This window comes from Streptomyces asiaticus, assembly GCF_018138715.1.
Taxonomy (GTDB): Bacteria; Actinomycetota; Actinomycetes; order Streptomycetales; family Streptomycetaceae; genus Streptomyces; species Streptomyces asiaticus.
Map to the genome: position 1 here is coordinate 8,124,280 of NZ_JAGSHX010000006.1, position 25,013 is coordinate 8,149,292.

Sequence of the window (25,013 nt, forward strand, 5' to 3'; positions counted from 1 at the left end):
CGGCAGGTCGCGGCGGCCGACCGGCCGGTGATTCACAGAAACTCACAGAAAGCGGCTGCCCGCGGCCCGCTTACGAGACGTCGTCGGCGATCCGGTGTCGTAGCTGGTCGTAGGCCCAGGCGGCGAGGGTGGTCGGGGTGGTGGTCCGGAGGGTGCGGGGCTGTTCGGGCACGAAGTCCTCGCGGAGGCCCGTCGACATGCCGAGCACGGCCTCGACCAGGCTCTCGACCATTCCCGCCTGGCGGAGTTGCGCGCGCATGGCGTCGTCGGTGATGCGCTCCACGGCGATCGGCCGGCCGGTGGCGGCGGTGAGGATGTCGCCGACCTCCCGCCAGGTGAGGTCGGCGGGCCCGTGCACGGCCTGTACGCACCGGCCGGACCAGTCGGGGGACAGCAGACGGGTGGCGGCGACCTCGGCGATGTCGCGCGGCGCCACCCACGCCATGGGCTGGTCGAGCGGCAGGATCACCTGGAGGGTGCCGGCGCGCAGGGCCGCGAGCTCGAATTCGAGATTGGTGAAGAAGTAGCCGCAGCGCAGATGGGTGACGTCGACGCCCGTGCCGTCCAGAGCGATCTCGGTCTCTGCCAGGCCGTCGATCTCACCGGCGCCGTGGCGCTTCTCGGCGCCGACGCTGCTTTGGAACACCACGCGGCCGATCCGGTTCTCGGTGACGGCGCGCACCACGCTGTCGGTGGCGCGGGCGTATTCGGCGAGGGGATCCCCGTGGCCGCTGGTCGGGTTCACCCAGAACAGCGCGTCCACATCGCGCGTGGCGGCCACCACCGCGTCGGCGTCGTACTGGTCGACCGGCACCGCGTCCACCTCGTCCCGGACGTCGGGCGCCAGCCGCCCGGGGTCGCGCAGCAGGACACGTGGCCGGACCCCGGCGCGGACCAGTGTGGCGACGACGTGGCGGCCGACGTTTCCGGTCGGGGTGGTGACGGCGATCCGCATGTTGCTTCCTCTCATCGATGGCTCGACCGCACCCTAGGAACCAAGGCGGCCTGAAACTGTCCTCCTCTCCTGGAAGCCTGAGGGAATGGAGCTCGATCCGACGATCAGGACCTTGACCATGCTGACGCTGTTGCAGTCAGGGGGCGAGTGGACGGCCGCCGAGCTGGCCGGACGGCTCGGCACGAGCGTCCGCACCGTGCGACGCGACGCCCAGCGGCTGCGCCGTCTCGGATACACCGTCGAGGCCCGCCCGGGACCGGGCAGCGCCTATCGGCTGAGCCCCGGGACCAGGATTCCGCCCCTGCTGTTCACCGCCGACGAGATCACCGCGCTGGTGGCCGGGCTGCATCTGATCCGCGCCTTCCTCCCCGAGGAGGCGGTCGCGTCGAGCGCGCTGCTCAAGCTGGACCAAGTGCTGCCCCGCCCACTGCGACGCCGCGCCGCCGCCACCGACCTGGCCACCGAGGTGCTCCAGCAGCCCGGCGCCGTGGTCTCGGCGGCGACCGTCGGTGTGATCGCCGACGCGGTGGCCGAGGACGGCAGGGTCCGCTTCCACTACACCGACCAGCACGGCCGCGCCTCCACCCGGCTGGTCGAGCCGTACCGCCACTTCCTGCGCGCCGGACACTGGTACCTCGTGGCATTCGACGTCGACCGGGACGACTGGCGCACCTTCCGCCTCGACCGGATCACCGACATCTCCCGCGTGGCGGGCACCTACCGGCCGCACACATTCCCCGATGAGTCCATCGAGCACTGGCTGACCACCGACTTCGGCCGCGCCCCTCACGGCGTTGCGTGACGTTCCGGGACCGCCGAGCCCCGCCGGATTCGAAGACGGGGAATCGTCCATGGGCTACATTCGCGCTTGTGCCCGCATCACAGATCCACGCCGCCGCGCACGCCGCCGTGCCCGGCTTCGGCATCGACGCCATCCACGAGGCCGCACGGCGCCTGACCGGCCGTGTGGTCCGCACGCCGCTGCTCAACTCCCCGATGCTGGACGACCTCGTGGGCGCCCGCGTCCTGGTCAAGGCCGAATGTCTCCAGCTGACCGGCTCGTTCAAGGTGCGCGGGGCGCTCAACGCGCTGCTCGCCCTGGACGAGGACGCGCGCCGCGCCGGGATCGTGGCCTACTCCGCGGGCAACCACGGGCAGGGCGTGGCCGCCGCGGCGCGGCTCGCCGGGTGCCCCGCGGTCATCGTCATGCCGAGCACCGCCCCCCGTATCAAGGTCGACAACTGCCGCTGGTGGGGCGCCGAGACGGTCCTGTACGACGCGCGGACCGAGGACCGGGAGGAGATCGCCCGGAAGATCATCGAGGAGCGCGGGATGACACTGATCCCGCCCTTCGACGACCCCCGCGTCATGGCCGGGCAGGGCACCGTCGGCCTGGAGCTCGCCGAGCAGGCGCGCGAGCTGGGCCTGACCCCGGACACGGTCCTGGTGAACTGTAGTGGCGGCGGGCTGGCCGCCGGTGTGATCACCGCGCTCGACGACGCGTTCCCCGGCCTCGCGAACCACATCGTCGAACCGGCGGGCTTCGACAAGATGGCCCGGTCCCTCGCCACCGGCCGCGTATGCGCCAACCCCCACCCGCCGGGCGGCCTCATGGACGCCATCTCCGGCCCGGCAGCCGGTGCCCGCCCGCTGGCCGTACTCCGCCACCACGACGTCACCGGCCTGACCGCCACCGACGAGGAGGCCCTGGCCGCCATGGCCACGGCCCACCGCCTCCTCAAGATCGTGATCGAGCCGGGCGGTGCCGCGTCCCTGGCGGCCCTGCTGTCCGGGAAGGTGGACGCCCGGGGCAAGGTCGTGGCGCTCGTCGCGTCGGGCGGCAACGTCGATCCGGCGGTCTACCGCAGGGCCCTGGCGGACTGAGACCGCTCCACCGAGGAGCGCTTACGCCGACATCGCCTCCGCCGGGAAGACCGGTGGGCGATGTGACGCCCAGAGGCGTTCCGCTTCCAGCTGCGCCGCCACGCACACCAGCAGGTCCTCCCGTCCGTACGCCGCGGCCAGTTGGACACCTATGCCGGCGCCTCGACGCCTGCCGTTCTGATGGCCGCAGTCCGCGGTCTACGTCGCGTCCGTACCGGCCCGGTACCTGGAGGAGACGAGCCGTGTGCTGTCCGGCTTCCGCGAGGTCCGCGCGTGCGCGATCACGGCGGGCCCGCACAACACATGGGCCGGCTGCTGGACGAGGACGGCCGCTCCGTGGGTGTCGTCCCGCTGCTGCACCCGCACGGCCCGTGCCCGCCCGCGGGCCCCGAACAGCACATCCAGGCCAGGGACGGTCGATGGGCGTGCCGCGGGCCCCGGACACCGATGGCCGACGGTGTCCGGGGCGCGCGGGTGTCCCGCCTCAGGCGCTGGGGACGAGGGAGTCGTCCTCGGGGTGGGCGCCGGGGAGCTGGTGGCGGGCGGCGATCAGGGCGGTGTCGATGTCCCGGGTGCCGGTGACGACGCACAGCGTGTACGAGATGTCGGCGAGCCGCTGCTGCGCCTCGGGGCTGCCGTTCTCGGCGTGCAGCGTGTGGAGGGTCTCGTACTGCTGGATGAGGTCGGTCAGCACGGCGGGGTGGGCCATGAGCATGGCAGGCTCCTTCTTCTCCCGGACGGGGGTGGGGGCGGGGTGGGGGGCTATGTGTGGACCGGGATCCGGTCGGCCGGGGGATCGGTCTCGACCTGGTTGCGGATCCGGGCGCAGCTGCGGGAGATGAGGCGGGAGACGTGCATCTGGGAGATGCCCAGCTCCTCGGCGATGCCGGCCTGGGTCATGTCATGGAAGAACCGCAGATACAGGATGTGCTGTTCCCGCTCGGGGAGTCGGTTCAGGCACGGCTTGACCGACTCCCGGGCGATGACGGTGTCGTAGCGGGTCTCGGACCGGCCGAGGGTGTCGGCCAGGGAGTAGCCGTCGTCCGCGCCGGCGAGTTCGGCGTCCAGGGACAGGGACCGGAAGCTGTCGATGGCCTCCATCCCGGTGAGGACGTCCTCCTCGCTCATATCGGCGGCCTGGGCGACCTGGGCCACGGTGGGGGAGCCGTCGGTGCCCTCGGCCGCGGCGAGGTCCTGAATGGTGGCGCGGACCCTGTTGCGCAGCTCCTGCACCCGCCGGGGGACGTGGAGGTCCCAGGCGCAGTCGCGGAAGTACCGCTTGAGTTCCCCGACGATCGTGGGGATGGCGTAGGCCTGGAAGGCGCCTCCACGCTGGGGGTCGTAACGGTCGACGGCCTTGACCAGGCCCAGGGCGGCGACCTGTTCCAGGTCCTCCAGATTCTCCCCGCGGTTGCGATAGCGGCGGGCGAGGCGGTGGGCCATCGGCAGCCATGCCTCGACCAGCTTCTCGGCCAGGGCCTCCCGCTCCGGGCCCTTGGGCGTCGTGGCCAGCCGCTCGAAGTCGGCCGCGGTGTCAGGAGTGTCGTCGTGGTGGCGGCGGGCGCCCGCACCGGTGGCGCTCATCAAGGTCCTCTTCTCTCCCTGCTCAGTTCGCTGTCCAGCAGAGCGGGAGGCCGACACGGCACAGCTGGGGCTCAGAGCGCGCAGTGCGCGCCTCCCGCCAGGTGTGCCTGCCTTCCGAAGCACCTTGGTCACTCACTCTTCTAGCCGGGGCCACGAACCTCAAACCAATGAATTCATGAATTCTGGTTCGTGTTCGGTTCTTCCGGTGCTGTCGCTGGTCACGGCGGCCCGGGCGCGGGGTGACGTCGGCCACGCCGGGCTTACGGCCGCGTCAGCTGCCCATGACGCGACGCCAGATGGCGACGGTGGTCGCGGTCGCGGCGGGGTAGTCCCTCCCGGGGGAGCAGGCGGCGCGGTAGAAGGTCCGTTCCGTCAGCCAGCACAGTGCGTTGGCCAGCGCGGCGGCTCCCTCGGGGCCGCGCTCGTCGGGGATCCCCGCCCGCGTCAGCACCTGGGTCATGGTGCGGGCGAAGGCCTCGACCGTGTCGTTCCAGGCGGTTCCGATCACCGGGTGCAGCGCGGAGTAGTCCACGGCCGCCCGCATGACGGTGCCGTGCTCGCGCCAGACCCGCTCCACGCCCTTGACGGCCCGTTCCATCACCTCGCCGGGCGGGGACGTCGCGTCCTGCGCGGTGCTGTCGGCCTCGGCGCGGATGGTGCGCAGGGTGCGCTCGACGAGGGCGGCGAGGACCTCGTGCTTGTTGCCGAAGTAGAAGTAGAGGGACCCGCGTGAGATCCCGGCGCCTTTGGCGATCGCCTCGACCGTGAGCTCCTCGAGGCCGGTGTGCTCGAGCAGCGCCTCGGCGGCGTCCAGGAGGGCCTGCTCGCGCAGGTCTCCCTTTCTCGGGGCGGCACTGCGCCTTCCCACGGTGATCTCCCCTGATCGGCTTCTGCGAGTACTGTACTTCCGCCGGACAGGGACTCAGGACGTGTCCGGCAGTGGGTTCACGCGCCGGCGATCTGCGCCCCGTCGGGGAAGTCCGTCGTCCGCGACAGCTGCTCCCAGCCGCGGATGTCGTCGTCCACCGCCTGCCGGGCCGCCGCGACCAGGCGCAGCGCGTCAGAGCCCAGCAGCAGGTGGGCGGGGGGCTCGGGGACGTCGAGGATGTGCAGCAGCGCGTCGGCGGCCTTCCGCGGGTCGCCGAGCTGGTTGCCGCTGGCCGCTGTCCGGGCGTCGCGGATCGGCGTGAACAGCGCGTCGTAGTCGGCGATGGTGCGTTCCGCGCGGGTCATCGACCGGCCGGCCCAGTCCGTACGGAACGAGCCGGGCTCGACGGCCGTGACATGGATGCCGAACGCGGTGACCTCCTTACGGATGCTCTCGAGCATGCCCTCCAGGGCGAACTTGCTGCCGCAGTAGGCCGACATTCCGGGCACGGCCATCAGGCCGCCCATGGAGGTCACGGCCATCAGATGGCCCGCGCGGCGCTTGCGCATATGGGGGAGGACGGCCTGAAGCGTCGCCGCGGCCCCGAACACATTGGTCTCGAACTGTGCCCTGACCGCCGACAGTGGTGTCTCCTCGAAGATCCCCTCCAGTCCGTACCCGGCGTTGGCGATGGCCACATCGAGCGGACCGACGCTCGCCTCCACCTCGTCGACCACGGCCCGTACGGCCACGTCGTCGGTGACATCCAGCCGACGGGCGTGGGCCCGTCCCGGCGCCAGGGCCTCGAACGGCCCCCGGTCGGCCTCCCGGCGCACGGTGCCGACCACCGTGTGCCCCGCGTCGAGCGCTCCCTCGGCGAACGCCCGGCCGAGCCCACTGCTCACACCGGTGATCAGAAAGGTCTTCATATCCGTTCACATCCCTTGGTCGCGGCAGCCGCGCCGCGCATAGGTTTCGGCCTCTCTGCTCATAAATCTACACCACGTCGATTTTTTTCGTCGTGACGTAGCCTGGGGTTGACAGCCCCTGGCTACGGCTGTCCGAGGCGCGAAGACTGAAAGCCGGAGGGGGCCTGCCCGGCCCTCATCGCTTCCTTTCGGACCCTCTCCCCCCCAGGAGACAGCCATGCGCGCTATCACTCAGCACACCGTCGGCGGCCCATCCGTCCTCGAACTCGTCGAGGCCGACTGCCCGGAGCCGACCTATGGGCAGGTGCTGATCAGGACCGGCGCGATCGGTGTGAACCCGGTCGACGGGCAGGTGCGTTCCGGGGAGTTGGCGATGCTCGGTGAGCCGCCGTTCACCGTCGGCTGGGACATCGCCGGGACCGTCGAGGCCGCCGGGCCCGGCGTGTCCGCCTTCGCGCCCGGCGACGAGGTGCTGGGCATGCCGGCCCTTCCCGGGGCGGGCAACACCTACGCCGAGTACGTTCTGGCCTCGGTCAACGAGATCGTCCACAAGCCCGCCGGACTCACCATGGAGCAGGCGGCCGGTCTGCCGATGGCCGGCCTCACCGCCTGGCAGAGCCTGGTCGGCCTGGCCCGGATCCAGCCGGGGCAGCGGGTGCTGGTGCACCGGGCCGCGGGCGGGGTGGGCCATCTGGCCGTACAGATCGCCAAGGCCCGCGGCGCCCATGTGATCGGTACGGCGAGCGCGGCCAAGCACGATCTGCTGCGCGGCCTGGGCGTGGACCAGCCGATCGACTACCGCACCCGGGACTTCGCCGAGGCCGGCCGGGTGGATGTGGTGTTCGACCTGCTCGGAGGCGCGTACGGCGAACGCTCCGCCGAGCTCGTCACCCCCGGCGGAGTGCTGGTCAGCGCGTGTCCCCAGGACACCGGTGTCACCCCGGAGCTGATCGCCCGGCTCGGCGTCCGGCACGCCCTCACCATCGTCAGCCCCTCCGCGCCCGACCTGGCCCAGCTGTCGGCTCTCGTGGCGACCGGACGGCTCACCGTCCATGTCGACCAGGTGCTGCCGCTGGCCGAGGCCGCCAAGGCACACGAGATCGTCGCCACGGGCGGGGTCACCGGCAAGCTCGTCCTGGTGCCCTGACGCGATCGGTCGCGCGGAGGTGTCCCGAGGTCTGACCCCCATCCGCGCGCATGCGCCTCAAGACGGACGCCGTCGCGCGCCGTCCGCGCTCTGGCGGTTCGCCGTGGTGCTCGGCGTCCCGCTGGGGCTCGCCGAGTCCGAGTACGACGCGATGCTCATCCCCGGCTGGGGGTATCTGGTCGTGGACGACGCTGCACTCTCACCGCTCTCCTTCACCGCGTGGCTGGACGCGGAAGTCGAAGGCGAGGGTGCCGGGGTCCAGCGCCGTCGCGCCACCGTCGACGGTGAGCGTCGCGCCGTTGACATAGGACGCGGCGGGGGAGAGCAACCAGCTGATCGCTTCCGCGACCTCGCGCGGGTCGCCCGGGCGGCCCATGGGCAGGAGTCGGGTCGCCTCCTCGTAGGCGGCCTGCACGCCGCCGCCCTCCACACCGCCGCCCTCCAGCCCCGCTTCCGTGGCGAAACGCGCCATGCGGCGGTCGGCCATCTCGGTGTGCACCCAGCTCGGGCACACGATGTTGGCCCGCAGCCCCTGGCGCCCGTAGTCCACGGCCAGGGAGCGGCAGAGTTGCAGCAACGCCGCCTTGGACGTCGCGTAGACGGCGTTGCCGGTGCCATTGCGCAGGGCGGACACCGAGGCGACCGCGACCACGGCGCCGCGCGTCCGGAGCAGCTGGGGGATGGCCGCGCGCAGGAGCAGCAAGGGGCCGGTGACGTTGGTGCGCATCACCTCGTCCCAGTCCTCGAGCGACAGGTCCCCCACGGCTCCGCTGCGCCCGATGCCCGCGTTGAGCACGAGCCCGTCGAGTCGGCCGTAGGATTCCAGCGCCGCCTGGACGAGACCGGTGGCGGCCTCGGGGTCGCCGACGTCGGACGGATGGGCCAGCGCCCCGGTCTCCTCCGCGATACGCCGCAGTGGTTCGGGCCGCCGCCCGGATATGACCACGTGGTGGCCCGCCTCGCGTAAGAGACGGGCGCTGGCCGCCCCGATGCCCGTGCCCCCGCCCGTCACGATGACAACTCGCCGCTCTGCCATGCCCGTTCAAGCCTCCTGTCGCGACATCACCCGGAGTGCTCGATCGTACGCGCCGCACACCCGGCGCCTCAGGCGGCGTCCGTGTCCCGGTAGCCGCCGAGCCTGCCCTTGTGGAAGACCAGGGGCTCGCCGGGGCCGGTGGACATGCGCACGACGCGGGCGATGACGATGAGGTGGTCGCCGCCGTCGAGCTCCTGCTCCGGTTCGCAGTCGATCCAGGCGACGGCGCCGTTGACGCGCGGGGCGCCGTCGGGGGAGGGGTGCCAGGGCACATCGGCGAACTTGTCGCCGTTCTTACGGGACAGCGAGCGACACACCGTGTCCTGTCCCTCGGCGAGGACGCTGGCGCTGAACCGGCCGCCGCGGCGGACCTTGGGCCAGCTGCTGGAGGTGCGGGCGATGCTGAAGGCGACCAGCGGAGGCTCGAGGGAAAGCGATGCGAAGGAGCCGACGATCAGGCCGGCGGGCTGCGCCGAGGTGGGTTCCACGCCGGTCACCGCCACCACACCGGTGGGCAGGTGGGACATGACGTGCCGGAAGTCCAGCTGGTCGATCCGGAGGCCGGGGGTGGCGGGCGTTGCGGTGGTCATGGTGATGCTCCTTTCGATGCGGTGGAACGGATGAGAACGGCTGCCGTACGCCGACGGACCGGGCCGACGCGCCGCCGGATCAGGCCAATGCGCCGCCGGACCGGGCCGATGCGCCGACGGACCGGGCCGATGCGTCCAAGGCTCAGGCCAATGCGCCTACGGCGCCCGGCAGCCGGGTGCCCTCGTGCCGCGCGGCGCGGAGCCTGGAAGCGGGGTGGTCGGGCAGGGTGCGGCGCCGGCCCGCGCCGTAGAAGCTCTCGCGGAGGGTGGTGGCCCGCTCGTCGTAGGCGTCGCGGGCCAGGCCCTGCCGCCGCAGCTCCGGGAGCGCCAGCTCGATGAAGTCCTCCCAGCCGCCGGGCTTGGTCGCGTAGCTGAGGTTGAATCCGTCGAGGTCCGCCTCGTCCCGCCAGGTGCGCAGTTCGGCCGCGACCGTCCGCGGGGAGCCGACGATGACCGCGCCGGTGCCGCCGATGCCGATGAACTCGGCGATCTGCCGGGAGGTCCAGGTCCGGGTGGGGTCCGCCTTGGAGAACATCTCCACGATCGAGCGCGAGCCGTCCACGTCCGCGTACTGGAGCGGCATGTCCGGGTCGAGCGTGCTCAGGTCGATCCCGGTCCAGCCCGCGTACCGGGCCAGCGCGCCCTCGTAGCTCACGTTCGCGAGGTGGCGCTCGTACTTCTCCCGCGCCTGTGCGTCGGTGGGCGCGACGATCACGGTGATCAGCGCGAGGATCTTCACGCTCCTGGGATCGCGGCCGGCCTGCGCGACCGCGGCCCGGATCCGGTCGACGCTGTGCCGGGTGAGCCCGGGCGTCATCGTGTTCACGAAGACCGCCTCGGCGTTCCGCGCGGCGAAGAGCAGGCCGCGCGAGGAGGCACCGGCCTGGAAGAGCATGGGCGTCCGCTGCGGTGACGGCTGGCACAGGTGGACGCCGGGGACCTCGAAGTAGGTGCCCTTGTGGCCGATGGGGTGGATACGCCGCGGATCGAGATAGGCACCGGCCTCCGCGTCGCGGATGACCGCGTCGTCCTGCCAGGAGCTCTCCCACAGCTTGTAGCAGACCTCCAGGTACTCGTCCGCCATGTCATACCGCTTGTCGTGCGGGATCTACGTACCGAGCCCGAGGTTGCGCGCGGCCGATTCGCTGTAGGAGGTGACGATGTTCCAGCCGACCCGGCCGGCCGTCAGATGGTCCAGCGTGCTGAACTTGCGGGCCAGCGCGTACGGCTGCTCGTACGTCAGGGACGCGGTGACGCCGAAGCCCAGGTGGCGGGTGACCGCGGCCATCGCCGGGACGATCAGGGCCGGGTCGTTGATCGGGAACTGGGCGGCGTCGCGCATCGCGGCGTCGGGGGACCCGCCGTGGACATCGTGATATCCGACGGTGTCGGCGAAGAAGATGCCGTCGAAGCAGGCGTCCTCCAGCATCCGAGCCGTATCGGTCCAGTAGTCCACGTCGGTGTAGCGCCGGCCCTCGTCCTCCGGGTCGCGCCAGGAACCCGCGGTCAGATGGGCGGGAGCGGCGACGTCGAAGGCGAAGAACTTCAGCGGCTGATTGCTCATGCTGCGCTCCAGGGCGAGAGGCGGGGCCTTCCTGCGGTGAGGGTTCCGCAGAGCACCTGAGATGAGGAGAGTGGAGCGATCGACGTTCAGTATCTGAACGCGGCGTCCATATTCAGCATGCTGGAGTCTCGCGAGGGCCGGTGTCAACAGGCGGGCCTGACGCGGCATGTGCCCACGGCGGGGCGGAGTCGATAAATCGCCTACGGGAGCCTGGGAGGCGCCGCATTCGGCCGACAGCGCACCGCGCCACTCCCGGCGGAGCGCTCAGGCGGGCGGCGAATCCTGCCAGAACGCCTCGGTCAGGCGGTCGACGATGGACCGCATCTCCTGGAGGGCCTCGGGGATCCGGTCCCGGCCGAACCGGTACCGGGGCCCGTCGAGGGCCAGGATCGCCACCAGGGTCCCGGACGAGTCACGGATCGGGCGCGCCAGGGACAGCAGCTCTTCCTCGAGTTCGTTGTCGATGACGCCGTAGCCCTGCTCGCGGACCTGCTCCAGATCCTTGAGCAGGATCGCGCGATCGGTGATGGTGCGCGAGGCGTAGGGCTCCAGCCGCTCCGGCAGGAGCGCGAGCACCTGCTCCACGGGCATGTCCGCGAGCAGGACCTTGCCGGTGGAGCTGGCGTGCAGGGGGTAGTGCTCGCCGACCATGTTCCGCGGCACGATGCTGACCACGTGGGAGCCCGCGGCCTCGGCGATCAGCTCGACCCCGCCCCTGGGGTCCGGCACCGACAGGGTCACCGACTCGTTGAACCGGTCCGCCAGCTCCTGCAACAGGGGCTGGGCGCGGGCGGCTAGGCCCGCGTGGGGGTCCGCGTAGCGGCCGAGCCGGGCCAGCTCCCAGCCCAGGATGTAGTTGTTGTCGACGCGGTCGACGAGCCCGCTCTGTTCGAGGCTGTACAGCAGGCGGAAGGCGGTGGGCCGGGAGATCCCCGCCGCCTTGGCGAGGGTGGTGACGGTGGCTCCGGACCGGGGCTGGGCCGCCAGCTCGCGGAGCAGCCGGACGCCTTTGGTCAGGGACTTGTTGGTCATGTCCGCCGGTCCGGACGCGTCGCTCATGGGGCCCTTTCGTCGTGCCGATCGCCGTGCGGAGTCGCTCCGCGCGCGACCTTTTCCTCCACCGTACCGTCGGCCTGTTCAGGGAGTGAACGCCGTCACGGCGAGGAGCCGGGGGTCATGGCCGAGCGAGCTCTTGACAGCGGGGCGGCGGATGCGGCCCACTAGCCGTACGCGTTGATATGAACGTCACGTTCACTCTGTGGACGCGCCTCGGAGTCGGAGCTCTACGAAGGAGGATCCACGTGCCCGGGCAGGCAGACGTCGTCGTCATCGGAGCCGGAGTCGCCGGCCTGATCACCGCTCGCGAACTCGGCCGGAAGGGAGCGGAGGTCGTCGTTCTCGAGGCCCGCGACCGGATCGGCGGCCGGACCTGGACCGATCACCGGCTGGGGCGGGACCTGGAGATGGGCGGCACCTGGGTGCACTGGGTCCAGCCGCACGTCTGGGCGGAGATCACCCGCTATGGCCTGGAGATCACCCGCGGCCCCCGCTCGGAGGAGACCTACTGGCTCGCCGGGGACCAGGTGCGCCACGGGACCCTGGACGACTTCATGCGGCTCATCGACCCGGGCATGACCCGACTGCTGGAAGACACCATGAAGTGGATCCCCCGCCCGAACGCGCCGCTGACCGTCCCCCGGCTGGCCGACGTCGACCAGTTCAACCTCCAGGAGATGCTCGACGACCTCGAGCTGTCCATCGACGAGAGGAACGCCAACGAGGCCGCGTGGGTCGGGCACTTCAACGCCCCGCTCGACCAGTGCGCCTACACCAGCGCCCTGCGCTGGACCGCCGCCACCGCCGGGTCCTGGCACCTCATGCACGAGGCATCAGCGATCTTCCGGCTCACCGGCGGCACCCGGAGCCTGACGGAGGCCATCGCCGCCGACGCGGAAGCCGACATCCGCCTGTCCGCACCGGTCCGTTCCCTCACCCACGACGCCCACGGCGCCGAGATCACCTACGGCGACGGACACACCGTCACCGCCCGGCGTGTGGTGATCACCGTGCCGCAGAACGTCCTGCACCAGCTCGACATCACTCCCGCGCTGCCGGACGGCAAGCTCCGCCCCAGCCTGGAGAAGACCGCCTCCCGTGGCGCCAAGGCGTGGATCCGGGTCCGCGGCCCCATCAAGCCCTTCTTCGCCTACTCCTCCCAGGCCCACCCCCTCGCCGTCGTACGCACCGAGTTCATCGGGGAGGACGACGCCGTGATGGTCGCCTTCGGCCCGGACTCGACCCGGATCGACGTCGACGACCCGCGGGCCATCGACGCGGCGCTGAAGGTCTGGCGCGACGATCTCGAGGTGCTCGAGGTCGGCGGCCACGACTGGATGGCCGACCCCTACTCCCAGGAGACCTGGCTGATCCAGCAACCCCACCAACTCACCCGCTACCACCGCGCGCAGCAGGAGAACACCGGAGTCCTGCACTTCGCCAGCAGCGACTACGCGAACATCTGGCCCGGTTTCATCGACGGCGCCATCGAAAGCGGCACCCGAGTGGCCCGCGAGGTCTATGGGGACCTCCAGGGGGCCTCCACCGGCTGACCTCGCGGGGTGGCGAGTTTCCGCGGCATGAGACACCAAAAGGTGTCCATTGACGGCGGGTCCTGTGGTCACGACCATTGGGGTATGCATTCGACGCACCCGGGCGTGCTCTGCCGCTACGTGGACTATCTGCGCACCTCCAGCGCCCTCTGTCGCTGACCGGGCGGTCGCACCGCCCCCGGAGGCCCGGCACCCGTGGCTGACCACCTCCTGCCACCGGACCGGCCCGGAATTCCTCTCTCCCTCGGCACCGTGCGTTCCGTTCCCTTCGCGTGCAACTCGCCTGCCCCGAAAGGCAATTGACCCATGCCCGCTTCCGCCTCAACACCCGCGTCGTCGGTCGAGTTCATCGGCATGATCGAGACCCAGGAGGCCTCCGAGACCCGGCCCGCCACCGGTCCGGTGATCGACCCGGAGTACACCACCCGCTTCGCCCGCGCCCACGAGGACGCGGGCTTCGACCGGATCCTCATCGGCTACAGCTCCCGTCGGCCCGACGGAACCCAGGTGGCCGCGCATGTGGCGGCCCGTACCGAGCGGATCGGTCTGCTCATCGCCCACCGCCCCGGTTTCGTCGCCCCCACCCTCGCCGCGCGGAGCTTCGCCACCCTCGACCAGTTCACCGGCGGGCGCGTGGCCGTGCACACCATCACCGGTGGCAACGGCGCGGAGCAGCGCAAGGACGGCGACTTCCTGGACAAGGAGGAGCGTTACGAGCGCACCGACGAGTATCTGGGCATCCTGCGGCGTGCCTGGTCCTCCGACGAGCCGTTCAGCCACGAGGGCCGCCACTACCGGTTCGAGGACTACTCCTCCCAGGTCCTGCCGTACCGGGCCACCGGTATCCCGCTGTACTTCGGCGGGTCCTCCGAGGCCGCCTACCGGGTGGGCGGCAAGCACGCCGACACCTTCGCGCTGTGGGGCGAACCGCTCGCGGAGACCGCCGAGCAGATCGCCTCCGTACGCGCCGCCGCGACGGCCGCCGGACGTGCCGAGGCGCCCGGGATCAGCGTGTCCTTCCGTCCGATCCTGGCGGCCACCGAGGAACTGGCCTGGGAACGGGCCCACCGCGTCCTGGACACCATCAGGGCCGGGGGCGGACGCCCGTTCTTCCACCAGCAGAACGGCGAGCGCGCACCCCAGAACGCCGGGTCCCAGCGGCTCCTCGCCGCCGCCGCCAAGGCCGACCGCCACGACCGGGCGCTGTGGACCCCCACCGCCACCGCGACCGGCGCGGGCGGCAACACCACCGCCCTCGTCGGCACCCCCGAGACGGTCGCCCAGGCGCTGCTGGACTATGTGGACATCGGCGCCACCACCCTCCTCATCCGTGGTTACGACCCGCTCGACGACGCCATCGACTACGGCCGCCATCTGATCCCCCTCGTACGCCAGGAACTCGCCCACCGCGCCGCCACCGCGCCGTCCGCCCAGGCCGCGCCGGTCGCCCAGGCGGCCCCGGCCAGGTGAATCGCTCCGCGACAATGGAACGGCAATGGTGTGCGGCGGAGTACGCCGCGGACGCTGGAGGAATCCTGTGCCGCTGACCTCGAAACCCCTGCGCAAGCTGGGCTTCTTGACCATTGGGCTGTTCGACGCGGCCGACCCCCGCCGGGGCCATGAGTCGACACTCGAGATCATCGAACTGGGTGAGCGGCTGGGTTTCGACAGCGCCTGGGTGCGCCACCGCCATCTGCAATACGGCATCTCCTCTCCCGTGGCCGTTCTGGCGGCGGTCTCGCAGCGCACCAGCCGCATCGAACTGGGCACGGCCGTCATCCCCATGGGATGGGAGAATCCCCTGCGGCTGGCCGAGGACCTGGCGACGGTCGACATCCTGTCCGGGGGCCGTCTCAACCCCGGGGTCAGTGCCGGTCCGCCGCACCACTACGACCAGGTCAAGGGCGCGCTCCACCCCGACACCGCCGACGCCGAGGACTTCAGCCACGAGCGGGTGCGACGGCTGCTGGACTGCGTACGCGGCGAACCGGTCACCGACTTCAGCGGTGTCGAGGGCTTCGAGGTGTTCTCCGACCGCGTCCAGCCGCACGCCCCGGGGCTCGGCCGCCGCATGTGGTACGGCGGGGGCAGCCTGCGGTCGGCCCAGTGGGCCGGTGAGCACGGAATGAACCTGCTCACCAGCAGTGTGGTGAAGGCGGAGGAGTCCGAGGACTTCGCCGGGATCCAGCTCTCGCACATCCGGACCTTCCGCGCCCACCACCCCGACGGCGACCGCGCCCGGGTGTCCCAGGGGCTCGTCGTCATCCCCACCGACACCGCCTCACCCGAGCAGCGCGCGAAGTACGAGCGGTACGCCCAGCAGCGGCTGCCGCGTACCGCCGCTCCCCAGGGACCGGCGCGCATGATGTTCGCGCCCGATCTCGTCGGCCCCTCCGAGGACATCGCCGAACGCCTCATCTCGCACGCCGCGTTCCGGGAGGTCGAGGAGGTGGCGTTCGCGCTGCCCTTCATCTTCGACCACGAGGACTACGTCCAGATCCTCACCGACATCGCCACCAGGCTCGCCCCGGCACTGGGCTGGCAACCGGCCGCCCCGTAGCCCTTATGTGTGTCAGTGGCCCTGCTGGTGTGAGTGCCCGTGCCCGTGCCCGTGTGCGTGGCCGTGTCCGTGTGCGTGCCCATGTCCTGCTCCCTCGGACGGCGCGGGCAGCGCGTCCCCGGCGCGCAGCGGGGCCGCCTCGTATCTGCCCTCGTGGGCGACGATCGGCCGCCGGTCGCCCGCGAGTTCGGGGTACCTCTCCTCCAGCTTCTGCCGGGACTCGGCGGTGCGCCGCATGGCGGTGACGTAGTCGCGGTCGCCCCGGTAGGTCCCCTTCCAGGTCTGTGGCATCCGCTCCGGCGGCGGTGGCACTGTGGCGGTGCCGCCGAGGGCGAAGCTGCTGGGAATCTTGCGGGTCGCGGTCCCGCACTCCGGGCAGCTCGGCAGCGGGGCCGTGAACGACTGGATCACCTCGAAGCGGTGCCCGGTCTCGCAGGCGAGTTCATAGATGGCCATCGGTCCTCCTCACCAGAGCGACAGCGAGCGGTCGAAGATCCCGGCGAGGTCGTCCTCGGTGACCTCGCGCGGGGCGGTGGCCAGCAGCCGCTGCTGCTTCATGGCGCCGTCCACCAGCGCGGGGATGTCGCCCTTGTCGTAGCCGACACCGCCGATGCCGTCGGGCATCCCGATGTCGCGCATCAACCGCTGGATCGCGGTGGGCAGATACTCGGCCGCGTCGGCGGGGCGTTCCATCCCGGGGGCGAGGAGCTCCGCCGCCCGCAGATGGCGTTCGGGCTGGGCGCTGAAGGTGAAGCGGAACGCCTCCGGCGCGGTGAGCGAGACGGCCATCCCGTGCGGCACCATCGGCTCGTGTGCGGGATAGCCGACGGGGTGGAAGTCCTTCACCCGCCCGGCGATCGGGTAGGCGTTGGCGTGCGGGATGTGCACGCCCGCGTTGCCGAACCCGAGGCCGGCGAAGGTGGCCGCCAGGGCCATGTCGGAGCGCGCCTCGGGATCGTCCCCGTCGCGGACCGCGGTACGGAAGGACCGCGCGAGCAGGTGCAGCGCCCGTTCCGACCACGCGTCGGAGATGGGATTGGCGCCGCAGTACGGCACCCGCTGCTCGGGGTGTTTGCGCGGGTAGGTGTCGTACGGTCGGGCCGTGTAGCTCTCCAGCGCGTGGCACAGGATGTCCATGCCGCTGGCGGCGGTCACCCCGGCGGGCAGGGTGAAGGTCAGGTCCGGGTCGATGACCGCGAGCGTGGGCCGCAGCCGGGCGTGGCTGATGCCGGTCTTCACCTTCAGCTCCAGCACGTCGAGCACGCAGATGGTGGTGGACTCCGAGCCGGTTCCGGTGGTGGTGGGGACCGCGACCAGCGGTTTGAGCGGGTTCTCGGGCGCCAGCGCCCGGCCCACGGGCGCGTTGATGTAGTCCATCAGCGTGCCGGGGTTGGTGCTGAGCAGGTTGACGGCCTTGGCGGTGTCGATGCTGGAGCCGCCGCCCACCGCGACGAAGGCGTCCCACGGGCCCGACGCCCGCGCGTGGTCGACCGCTTCCCGCAGGCTGACGTCGGTGGGCTCCACATGCGCGCCGTCGAAGACATGGGCCTCGATGCCGAACGCGGTCATCCGTTCGGCGATGCGGTGTGGCGCGCCGGTGGCGGCCACCCCGGCGTCGGTGATCACGAGGACCCGGCGGGCCCCGTGCTGGGAGAGGTCGAAGCCGATCTCGTCGGATGCTCCCGGCCCGAACTTCAGCGCCGGGGCGCCGTAGGTGAACACGGACTCGGGTCGGGCCGGAACGGTGCTGCTCATACGCGTCCCTCCTGGGGATCGGGGTAGGTCCCGGCGGCGCGGCGAGCCGGGCTCGGAGCGCCGCCCGGGTCCGGACGATCAAGCGTAGAAGCCATCGGGGGCGAGCCGCATCGAGCGCAGCTGCTCGGCGTCGTGGCCGAAGACGACGGTGGCGTCCGACCGCTCGGCGATGCCGCGGATCTTCTCCACCGAGGCGTACCAGGCGGTCAGGTCGTTGACGATGGCGGCGGGGGTGGCCGGCGGGCCGTAGGAGTCCCCCATGTAGACGGCGTCCGAGGTGAACAGCATCGTCCCGGTCTCCGGCAGCTCCACCTTCATCGACATGGTGCCGGGGGTGTGCCCGGGGGCCTCGATGAGGGTGACACCGGGCAGGATCTCGGTGTCGCCGCTGACGGTGTCGAAGTCGGCCGCCGCGTAGTCCGTCTTGAGGTGGGCACCGTTGAAGGCGCCCTCGAAGCCGAAGGCGAACTCCTTCTCCTTCTCGTGGCACACCAGCCGTGCGCCGGTGCCGGTGAACATGCCGATGTTCCCGGCGTGGTCGAAGTGCAGATGGGACAGGACCAGATAGTCGATGTCCCGCGGTTGGACACCGAGCTGGCCGAGCCGCGCGTCGAGGTACTCCTCGTCGCTCACCTGGTCGTAGGGGAAGTACTCCTGGAGGCCGGTCGGGGCCCAGCGGGTCTCCCAGTCGCGGGGGCAGCTGGTGTCCCACAGCAGCGTCCCCTCGGGGGTCTCCACCAGGACGCAGTGGGTGGTGCAGGAGTACCACTCCGGGGGCCGCTGGTGCTCGGTGCGCGTGCGCATCGTACGGCCCGCCTTGAGCAGCAGCCACGTCAGATCGCAGCTCATCGCTCCGCAGCTCAGGACGTGGACCTTGTTCGCGGTCTTCGCGGTCATGGAGCTTCACCTCCGGTCGGGACGGCCGCCGCCCGAGGGCCGGGCGGCGGTCATGGATCAAGGGGTCGGGAAGGGCTCGGTGTGATCGGGGGCGTGATCGGGCGTCAGGTCACACCCCCGGGACTCGTGGACGACGAGCGCGCACACCAGCCCGACGAGTGCCGCGCCCGCCCAGATGGCGGCGATCGGCCAGGAGGCGCCGTCGGCCGCGCTGACCAGGGCGCCCGCCACGAGCGGCACGAACCCCGCCACCACACCGCCGAGTTGGTAGCCGATCGAGGTACCGGTGTAGCGGACGTCCGCGGGGAACAGCTCGGCGTACATCGCCGCCGTGGGCGCGTACATCCCCGCGTGTGCCACGGCGAGCGCGAGCAGCATGGCCAGCCAGGTGAGCCCGGTCTGCCCGGTGGCCAGCAACCAGAAGAACGGGAAGGCGAGCACGGCCGCGAATCCGGCGGCGCCCACGAACACGGGGCGCCGGCCCCAGCGGTCCGACAGCGTGCCGAAACAGGGCACCGCCAGCCCCTCGGCCACCGCCGCGATGAGCATCCCGGTCAGCAGCACACCCCGCGACAGATCGAGATGGGAGGAGCCGTAGGACAGCACGAAGACCGAGACGATGTAGAAGGGGACACCGGCCGAGATGTACATGCCGACCGTGAGGGCGATCGCCTTCCAGTGGCGGCGAAACGCCTCCATCGCCGGCATCTTGCGCGCCTGCCCCGCCGCCTTCACCTGGGCGAACGTCTGGGTCTCGGTGATGCGCGAGCGGAGGAAGAGACCGACCGCGATCAGCACGACGCTGAGCAGGAACGGGATGCGCCAGCCCCAGGCGAGGAGGTCGTCATCGGGCAGCGTGGAGACCGCCGCGAACACGGTCGACGACAGCACCAGCCCCAGCGGCACCCCCATCTGCGGCAGGCTCCCGTAGAACCCACGCCGGTCGCGCGGCGAGGACTCCACGACCATCGTCACCGCGCCGCCCCACTCGCCGCCGACGGCGAAACCCTGGAGGAAGCGCAGCGTGACCAGCAGGACGGGCGCCCAGAGGCCGATGGTCCGGTAGCCCGGCAGCAGGCCGACGACGACGGTCGCCGCGCCCATCAGGAACAGCGTGAGCATGAGGACGTTTTTGCGCCCCACGCGGTCCCCGAAGTGACCGAAGATCACTCCGCCGAGCGGTCGGGCGACGAAGCCGACCGCGAAGGTGCCGAACGCGGCCAGGGTGCCGGCCGTCGGTGAGAAGTCGGGGAAGAACTCCGTGCCGAAGACCAGCGCCGCGGCGAGGCCGTAGATGTAGAAGTCGTACCACTCGATCGTGGTGCCGATCATTCCGGCCAGTGCCGTTCTGCGGATGGCCGCCTGGGATGCCTGGTGATGTCCTTCGGCTCTGGCGTCGGGCGCCGCGTCGGCGACGGGGATATGGCTCATGCGGGTGCGCTGCTCTCTTGGGGAGTCGGGTGAACCCATCGACGGGGTCAGAGGGTTGGCACCAGGCCGCCGTCACACCGGAGGGCGGTGCCCGTGATGTACGCGGCCTGGGTGCTGCACAGAAACGCGGCGGCGGCGCCGAACTCATCGGGTTCGCCGTAGCGCCCGGCCGGGATCGTGGCCTTGGACGCGGCCTCGATCTCGTCCAGCGGCCGGCCGGTGCGCTGGGCGGCGGCCTCGTCGATCTGCCGGGCGCGCGGGGTGGCGATGCGCCCGGGCAGCAGGGAGTTGACCGTCACGCCCTGTGCGGCCACCTCGGCGGCGAGGGTTTTGAGGTATCCGGCGAGCGCCGCGCGGCCGAGGTTGGACAGCGAGAGGTTCGGCAGGGGCGCCTGCACACTCGTCGAGCTGATGCTCAGGATGCGGCCCCAGCCCTTCTCGACCATGGCCGGCAGGGTGCCCCGCACCAGGATCTCCTGGGGGGTGACCAGCGTGGCGATCGCCTGCGCGACCCCGGCGGTGTCGGTGGCGCGGGCCGGTCCGGGCGCGGGGCCCGGCCCGTTCAGTACGAGGATGTCGAGATCGCCGACGGCCTCGCGGGCGGCCGCGAGGAGCCGCTCGGCGCCGCCGTCCGCGACCAGGTCACAGCCCACGCCGACCGCGCCCGGGAGCTCGCCCGCCACCTCCTTGGCGCGCTCGGCCGACCGGCTGGTGACCACGACGTTGACCCCTTCCTCCGCCAGGGCCCGGGCGGTCGCCCGGCCGAGACCGGACGTGGATGCGCAGATGAGAGCGGTTTTGCCTGCCAGACCGAATTGCATGGCACCTTTCCTTTTCGGCTTGCGCCGTCTGAAATCTAAGACGCTGTCTTATATGCAAACCAGATGGTGCCCACGGGGGAGTGATGCGTCAAGGCTTGACGCACGTCGAAGTCGAGAGTCAGACTCCGATTTCTCGGACAGTGTCCAATATCTCGTCACTGGTCGAACGGCCATTGACACCCGTACATCGAGAGGCAAGACCGTGACCGTCTCCCAGCCCCCAGTGCCGTCCGCAGCCCCGAAGCGGCCTCGCGTGGCGCGGCAGCGACCCCGGTGGTCCGAGCTCCGCGAGGTTCTGCACGTGCGCCGGCCGACCCTCAACCCGGTCGAGCGGCGGCTCGGGGCCGCGCTGAGCATCCGCGATCTCCGTAAGGTGGCGGTGCGTACGACACCGCGCGCGGTGTTCGACTACGTGGACGGCGCGGCCGACGCGGAGCTGACCGCGCAGCGGAACAGGGCGGCCTTCGCGGCGGTCGAGCTCGTGCCGGAGTATCTGTCGCCGGTCGACCATCCGGACCTGTCCACGCGGGTGTTCGACCGGGAGATCGCGATGCCGCTGATCTTCGCGCCGACCGGATACACCCGGATGATGCACCACGAGGGCGAGGCGGCGGTCGCGCGCGTGGCCGCCCGCCACGGCCTGCCGTACACGCTGTCCACCGTGGGCACCTCGACCGTCGAGGACGTGGCCGCGGCGGCTCCCGGCGGCGAACACTGGTTCCAGCTCTATCTGACCCGTAACGAGCGCCTCAACGCGGAACTCCTCGACCGCGCGCTCGCGGCCGGATTCACCACCGTGGTCCTCACCGTGGACACACCCGTGGCGGGCCGCCACCCCAAGGACATGCGCAACGGCCTCACGATCCCGCCGTCGCTCACCCTGCGCACGCTGTTCGACATGGCCCGCTACCCGTCCTGGGTGCTCAACAAGCTGACCACGGCCCCGATCGCGTTCGCGTCACTGCGCAGCATGACCGGCGAGACGGATGTGATCGACGCCGTAAAGGTGGCCGACGTGGTCTTCGAACCGACGCTGAACTATGACCATCTGGCCTGGCTGCGCGCCAACTGGCCGCACCGGCTGCTGGTCAAGGGGGTCCTCAGCCCGCGCGACGCGCGCCGCGCCGTCGAGACGGGCGCGGACGGAGTGGTCGTGTCCAACCACGGCGGACGGCAGCTCGACCGCACCCCGGCCACCCTCACGGTGCTGCCCGGGATACGCGAGGAGCTCGGCCCCGACGCCACGGTGATCCTCGACAGCGGCGTCACCCACGGCCAGGACATCCTCGCCGCGCGGGCGCTCGGGGCGGACGCGGTCATGATCGGCCGTGCGTATCTGTACGGCCTGATGGCCGGTGGTGAACGGGGCGTGGAGCGCGCCGTCACCATCCTGCGCGAGGAGTACTCGCGCAGTCTGCAACTGCTGGGGCTGAAGGCGAGCGACGCCATCGCACGGCATCACGTGCGGATGCCGTGAGCGGCTGTATGAGGTGAGCGCCCGTACGCCACGAGCGGCCACGCCATGAGCGCCCGTACGCCGTGAGCGTTCCGGGGACGGGCGTGAGGGGTTCCGGGAACGGGAGAGGGCGGGGAGGCGGGCCCTCTGGACGGTTCCAGGCTCAGGAGACCCGCTGGGGAATGCTCAGCGGGTTCGTGTCGCGCAGTGCGGGCGGCAGCAGGTGCTGCAGCACGCCCTGATACGCGACCGGCCGCAGGAAACGGTGGATGGCCTCGGTCCCCACCGAGGTCGTGGCCGGTGCCGTGGTGGCCGGGTAGGGGCCGCCGTGCTGCTGGGCGTAGGTGACCGACACACCCGTGGGCCACTGGTTCCACAGCACACGCCCGGCCTTGGCGGCCAGCAGCCTGATCAGCTCCGCGGCGACGGTGTCGTCGTCCTCGCCCTGGATGGACGCGGTGAGCTGGCCGTCGACGGCCTTCGCCACCTCGAGCAGCTCGCTCTCCTCCGTGTACTCGACGACCAGCGCGGTCGGCCCGAACACCTCCCGGATGAGCGCCTCCGGGTCGCGGAGCAGCTCGGCCGAGGTCGTGCCCAGCACCGTCGGCGACGGATCGGCGCCGTCGTGGTCGCCACGCACCAGGACACGCACCCCGGCCGTGTCGCGCAACGTCCGCAGCGTACTGGCGTAGGAGGTCCGGATGCGCTCGTTGAGCAACGTCAGCGGCGTGTCCGGGACCGCGCCGGGCAACTCGTCCACCAGCTTGGCCGAGGCCGGGACCAGCAGGATGCCGGGCTTGGTGCAGAACTGCCCGGCGCCGAGGGTGAACGACCCGACGAACTCCGAGACGATCGCGGAACCGCGCCGCTCGGCGGCGGCCTCCGTCACGAACACAGGGTTGACGCTGCCGAGTTCACCGAAGAACGGGATGGGCTCCGGACGGCCGCTCGCGAGGTCGAAGAGCGCCCGGCCCGCCTCGGTCGATCCGGTGAACGCGCCCGCCTTCACCCGCGGATCCACGATCGCGGCCCGGCCCGCCTCCGTCCCGAAGACCACGTCGAAGAGCCCCTCGGGCGCGCCGGTGGACCGTAGCGCCTGGTGCACCACCTCCGCCGTGGCGGCCGAGAGCCTGGGGTGGCCGGAGTGGGCCTTGACCACGACCGGGCAGCCCGCCGCGAGCGCCGACGCGGTGTCCCCGCCCGCCACGCTGAACGCGAACGGGAAGTTGCTCGCGGAGAAGACGAGGACCGGGCCGAGCGGTTCGAGCACCCGGCGCAGATCGGGCCGCGGGCCCATCGGCCACGCGGGGTCGGCACGGTCGATCGTCGCCCCGAGGTACTCGCCCCGCGTCACCGTCTCGGCGAAGAGCCGCAGCTGGAACACCGTACGGACCATCTCGTTGCGCAGCCGGGTCTCCCCGAGGGACGTCTCCTCGTCCGCGATGGCCACGAGCTTCGGCGCGGCCTCCTCGAGCGCGGACGCGATGGCCTCGAGAAACGGGGCGCGGTCGGCCGGCTGGAGGCGGCTCCACTGCTCGAACGCGCCCGTGGCGGCATCGAGTTTCCGCGCCAGCACCTGCGCGTTTGTCGCATCGGTCATCAGACGTGCTCTCTTATGGTGTCGTAAATATGAGACGCAATCTCACTCTCAAGACACGGTCGCATGTGTCGACGCCTCCGTCAACGCGCTTGACGGCCGCCGAGACGGGCTCACATACTCAACCCGTAAGACAACGTCTGAAGTTTCGTACACGGTGGACAGAGTGAGGCGTGGCTCCATGAAGGCAGCAGTACTGCACCGGCCCGGTGCGCCGTTGACCGTCGAGGACGTCGAACTCGACGCCCCCGGACCGGGCGAGGTCACCCTCCGTGTGCTCGCCGCCGGGGTGTGCCACAGCGATCTGCACTACATGAACGGCGACCTCAACGTCCGCCTGCCCGCGGTGCTCGGGCACGAGGGGACGGGCGTCGTGGAGCGGGTGGGGGAGGGGGTGACCCGGGTCCGCCCCGGCGACACCGTCATCACGTTGTGGCGCCCGCGGTGCGGCGGCTGCGAGTTCTGCACCACCGGCCGCCCCGCCCTGTGCTCGCTCGGCCGGGTGCAGGCGGCCTCCGGCGGTCTGCTCGACGGGACGTCACGGCTGCATCTGAACGGCGAGAAGCTGCACCACCTCATGGGGGTCTCCTGCTTCGCCGAGCAGTGCGTCGTCTCCGAGTGGTCGGTCCTCGCGATCGATCCGGACGTTCCGCCGGAGATCGCGGCGATCACCGGGTGTGCCGTGGTGACCGGGGCCGGCGCGGCGCTGAACGTCATGAAGGACGCCACCGGAGAGGGCGTCGTGGTCATCGGTGCCGGTGGCGTCGGGCTGAGCGCGGTGATGGGGCTGCGCCTCGTCGGCGCCGATCCGATCGTTGCCGTCGACACGGTGGACGCCAAGCTGGAGAAGGCACTCGAGCTGGGCGCCACCCATGCGGTCAACGTCCGCACGCACAGCCTCGTCGAAGAGCTCACCAGGATCTCACCGCGTCCGATGGCCTGGTCGCTGGACGCGGTCGGCGCGCCCCAGACCCTCACCCAGGCGGTCGAGGTCGTGGGCACCGGCGGGACCGCCGTCGCCGTCGGCCTCGGCAAGGTGGGCGCCACCGCGGCTGTGCCCGTCAACCCTCTGGTGCAGCAGGAGAAGCGGCTGATCGGCAGCCTGTACGGCTCGGCCAACACACCGGTCGACATCCCCAAGCTGGTCGAGCTCTTCAAGAGCGGCCGACTGCCGCTCGACAAGCTGCTCGGTGAACGGTACGAGCTGTCGGCGGTCAACGAGGCGTACGCGGCGCTGGCGCAGGGGGCCACCGGCCGTGCGGTGATCGTTCCCGGTCCTAAGCTGTGACCGCGGATCGGCTCATGAACGGACCGGGTGGCAGGGGAGATC

General features: G+C 71.3%; 23 protein-coding genes and 1 pseudogene. 8 read left to right on the plus strand and 16 right to left on the minus strand.

Translation table 11 applies throughout. The annotated features are described in order from the left end of the window. Window positions 1–70: 70 nt before the first annotated feature. Entirely contained in the window at window positions 71–955 is an 885-nt protein-coding gene (locus KHP12_RS42660) for an NAD(P)H-binding protein (protein WP_086880391.1), read from the minus strand. Between the two features lie 118 nt (window positions 956–1,073). Between KHP12_RS42660 and KHP12_RS42665 the strand changes: the two genes are divergently transcribed. Together KHP12_RS42665 and KHP12_RS42670 are read left to right on the plus strand one after the other, a co-directional pair. Continuing rightward, window positions 1,074–1,757, plus strand: coding sequence for a helix-turn-helix transcriptional regulator (locus KHP12_RS42665; RefSeq protein WP_244202597.1), 684 nt, complete (start codon window positions 1,074–1,076; stop codon window positions 1,755–1,757). A 68-nt stretch (window positions 1,758–1,825) separates the two neighbouring features. Beyond that, entirely contained in the window at window positions 1,826–2,839 is a 1,014-nt protein-coding gene (locus KHP12_RS42670; protein ID WP_208652883.1) for a threonine ammonia-lyase, read from the plus strand. 198 nt (window positions 2,840–3,037) lie between these two features. Here the strand turns inward: KHP12_RS42670 and KHP12_RS42675 are convergent, their stop codons facing one another. From KHP12_RS42675 to KHP12_RS42695, 5 genes are all read right to left on the minus strand, one after another. Then, window positions 3,038–3,238 carry a hypothetical protein gene (locus KHP12_RS42675; protein WP_167442387.1) on the minus strand — a complete coding sequence of 67 codons (201 nt, stop codon included), beginning with the start codon at window positions 3,236–3,238 and terminating at the stop codon, window positions 3,038–3,040. An 85-nt stretch (window positions 3,239–3,323) separates the two neighbouring features. After that, on the minus strand, window positions 3,324–3,554 hold the full coding sequence (locus tag KHP12_RS42680) for a DUF5133 domain-containing protein (RefSeq protein ID WP_210609032.1): 231 nt from the start codon (window positions 3,552–3,554) through the stop codon (window positions 3,324–3,326). Window positions 3,555–3,601: 47 nt separating this feature from the next. Then, window positions 3,602–4,423: a SigB/SigF/SigG family RNA polymerase sigma factor gene (locus tag KHP12_RS42685; protein ID WP_210609031.1), complete on the minus strand. Its 822-nt coding sequence runs from the start codon at window positions 4,421–4,423 to the stop codon at window positions 3,602–3,604. A gap of 271 nt (window positions 4,424–4,694) precedes the next feature. Then, window positions 4,695–5,291, minus strand: coding sequence for a TetR/AcrR family transcriptional regulator (locus KHP12_RS42690; RefSeq protein ID WP_086879791.1), 597 nt, complete (start codon window positions 5,289–5,291; stop codon window positions 4,695–4,697). 77 nt (window positions 5,292–5,368) lie between these two features. Then, window positions 5,369–6,220, minus strand: coding sequence for an oxidoreductase (locus tag KHP12_RS42695; protein ID WP_211834458.1), 852 nt, complete (start codon window positions 6,218–6,220; stop codon window positions 5,369–5,371). A gap of 217 nt (window positions 6,221–6,437) precedes the next feature. Between KHP12_RS42695 and KHP12_RS42700 the strand changes: the two genes are divergently transcribed. Beyond that, window positions 6,438–7,367 carry an NADP-dependent oxidoreductase gene (locus tag KHP12_RS42700; protein ID WP_086879789.1) on the plus strand — a complete coding sequence of 310 codons (930 nt, stop codon included), beginning with the start codon at window positions 6,438–6,440 and terminating at the stop codon, window positions 7,365–7,367. Between the two features lie 199 nt (window positions 7,368–7,566). On the opposite strand, the gene KHP12_RS42705 is transcribed toward KHP12_RS42700, so the two are convergent. The 4 genes and pseudogenes from KHP12_RS42705 to KHP12_RS42720 form a co-directional block, all read right to left on the minus strand. Further along, the gene (locus tag KHP12_RS42705; RefSeq protein WP_211834472.1) at window positions 7,567–8,403 is read right to left on the minus strand and encodes an SDR family NAD(P)-dependent oxidoreductase; all 837 of its coding nucleotides are present in this window, start codon (window positions 8,401–8,403) and stop codon (window positions 7,567–7,569) included. Between the two features lie 68 nt (window positions 8,404–8,471). Beyond that, on the minus strand, window positions 8,472–8,993 hold the full coding sequence (locus tag KHP12_RS42710; protein ID WP_086879787.1) for a flavin reductase family protein: 522 nt from the start codon (window positions 8,991–8,993) through the stop codon (window positions 8,472–8,474). Window positions 8,994–9,135: 142 nt separating this feature from the next. Next, window positions 9,136–10,725: pseudogene (locus KHP12_RS42715) on the minus strand (LLM class flavin-dependent oxidoreductase). A 96-nt stretch (window positions 10,726–10,821) separates the two neighbouring features. After that, on the minus strand, window positions 10,822–11,616 hold the full coding sequence (locus KHP12_RS42720; RefSeq protein ID WP_086879785.1) for an IclR family transcriptional regulator: 795 nt from the start codon (window positions 11,614–11,616) through the stop codon (window positions 10,822–10,824). Between the two features lie 242 nt (window positions 11,617–11,858). Between KHP12_RS42720 and KHP12_RS42725 the strand changes: the two genes are divergently transcribed. The 3 genes from KHP12_RS42725 to KHP12_RS42735 all read left to right on the plus strand — a co-directional run bounded on the left by KHP12_RS42725 (window position 11,859) and on the right by KHP12_RS42735 (window position 15,726). Beyond that, complete coding sequence (locus KHP12_RS42725; protein ID WP_211834478.1) at window positions 11,859–13,166, plus strand: flavin monoamine oxidase family protein; 1,308 nt, start codon at window positions 11,859–11,861, stop codon at window positions 13,164–13,166. A gap of 306 nt (window positions 13,167–13,472) precedes the next feature. After that, entirely contained in the window at window positions 13,473–14,636 is a 1,164-nt protein-coding gene (locus KHP12_RS42730; protein ID WP_086879783.1) for an LLM class flavin-dependent oxidoreductase, read from the plus strand. Between the two features lie 67 nt (window positions 14,637–14,703). Continuing rightward, window positions 14,704–15,726 (plus strand): LLM class flavin-dependent oxidoreductase, encoded by a 1,023-nt coding sequence (locus KHP12_RS42735; protein ID WP_086879782.1) that lies wholly within the window; start codon window positions 14,704–14,706, stop codon window positions 15,724–15,726. A 12-nt stretch (window positions 15,727–15,738) separates the two neighbouring features. Here KHP12_RS42735 and KHP12_RS42740 read toward each other — a convergent pair whose 3' ends face one another. The 5 genes from KHP12_RS42740 to KHP12_RS42760 form a co-directional block, all read right to left on the minus strand. Next, complete coding sequence (locus KHP12_RS42740; protein ID WP_211834480.1) at window positions 15,739–16,182, minus strand: FmdB family zinc ribbon protein; 444 nt, start codon at window positions 16,180–16,182, stop codon at window positions 15,739–15,741. Between the two features lie 9 nt (window positions 16,183–16,191). After that, window positions 16,192–17,481 carry a hydroxyacid-oxoacid transhydrogenase gene (locus KHP12_RS42745; protein WP_037946425.1) on the minus strand — a complete coding sequence of 430 codons (1,290 nt, stop codon included), beginning with the start codon at window positions 17,479–17,481 and terminating at the stop codon, window positions 16,192–16,194. A 78-nt stretch (window positions 17,482–17,559) separates the two neighbouring features. Continuing rightward, on the minus strand, window positions 17,560–18,378 hold the full coding sequence (locus tag KHP12_RS42750; RefSeq protein ID WP_086879779.1) for an N-acyl homoserine lactonase family protein: 819 nt from the start codon (window positions 18,376–18,378) through the stop codon (window positions 17,560–17,562). A 57-nt stretch (window positions 18,379–18,435) separates the two neighbouring features. Beyond that, the gene (locus KHP12_RS42755) at window positions 18,436–19,809 is read right to left on the minus strand and encodes an MFS transporter (protein ID WP_211834482.1); all 1,374 of its coding nucleotides are present in this window, start codon (window positions 19,807–19,809) and stop codon (window positions 18,436–18,438) included. Window positions 19,810–19,856: 47 nt separating this feature from the next. Continuing rightward, window positions 19,857–20,630 (minus strand): SDR family oxidoreductase, encoded by a 774-nt coding sequence (locus KHP12_RS42760; RefSeq protein WP_211834484.1) that lies wholly within the window; start codon window positions 20,628–20,630, stop codon window positions 19,857–19,859. Window positions 20,631–20,931: 301 nt separating this feature from the next. Between KHP12_RS42760 and KHP12_RS42765 the strand changes: the two genes are divergently transcribed. Next, window positions 20,932–22,107: an alpha-hydroxy acid oxidase gene (locus KHP12_RS42765; protein WP_308289530.1), complete on the plus strand. Its 1,176-nt coding sequence runs from the start codon at window positions 20,932–20,934 to the stop codon at window positions 22,105–22,107. Window positions 22,108–22,249: 142 nt separating this feature from the next. Here KHP12_RS42765 and KHP12_RS42770 read toward each other — a convergent pair whose 3' ends face one another. After that, window positions 22,250–23,686, minus strand: coding sequence for an aldehyde dehydrogenase (NADP(+)) (locus KHP12_RS42770; protein WP_211834488.1), 1,437 nt, complete (start codon window positions 23,684–23,686; stop codon window positions 22,250–22,252). A gap of 178 nt (window positions 23,687–23,864) precedes the next feature. Here KHP12_RS42770 and KHP12_RS42775 point away from each other — a divergent pair, with 178 nt between their 5' ends. Beyond that, the gene (locus tag KHP12_RS42775) at window positions 23,865–24,971 is read left to right on the plus strand and encodes a zinc-binding dehydrogenase (RefSeq protein ID WP_211834491.1); all 1,107 of its coding nucleotides are present in this window, start codon (window positions 23,865–23,867) and stop codon (window positions 24,969–24,971) included. Window positions 24,972–25,013: the final 42 nt, after the last annotated feature.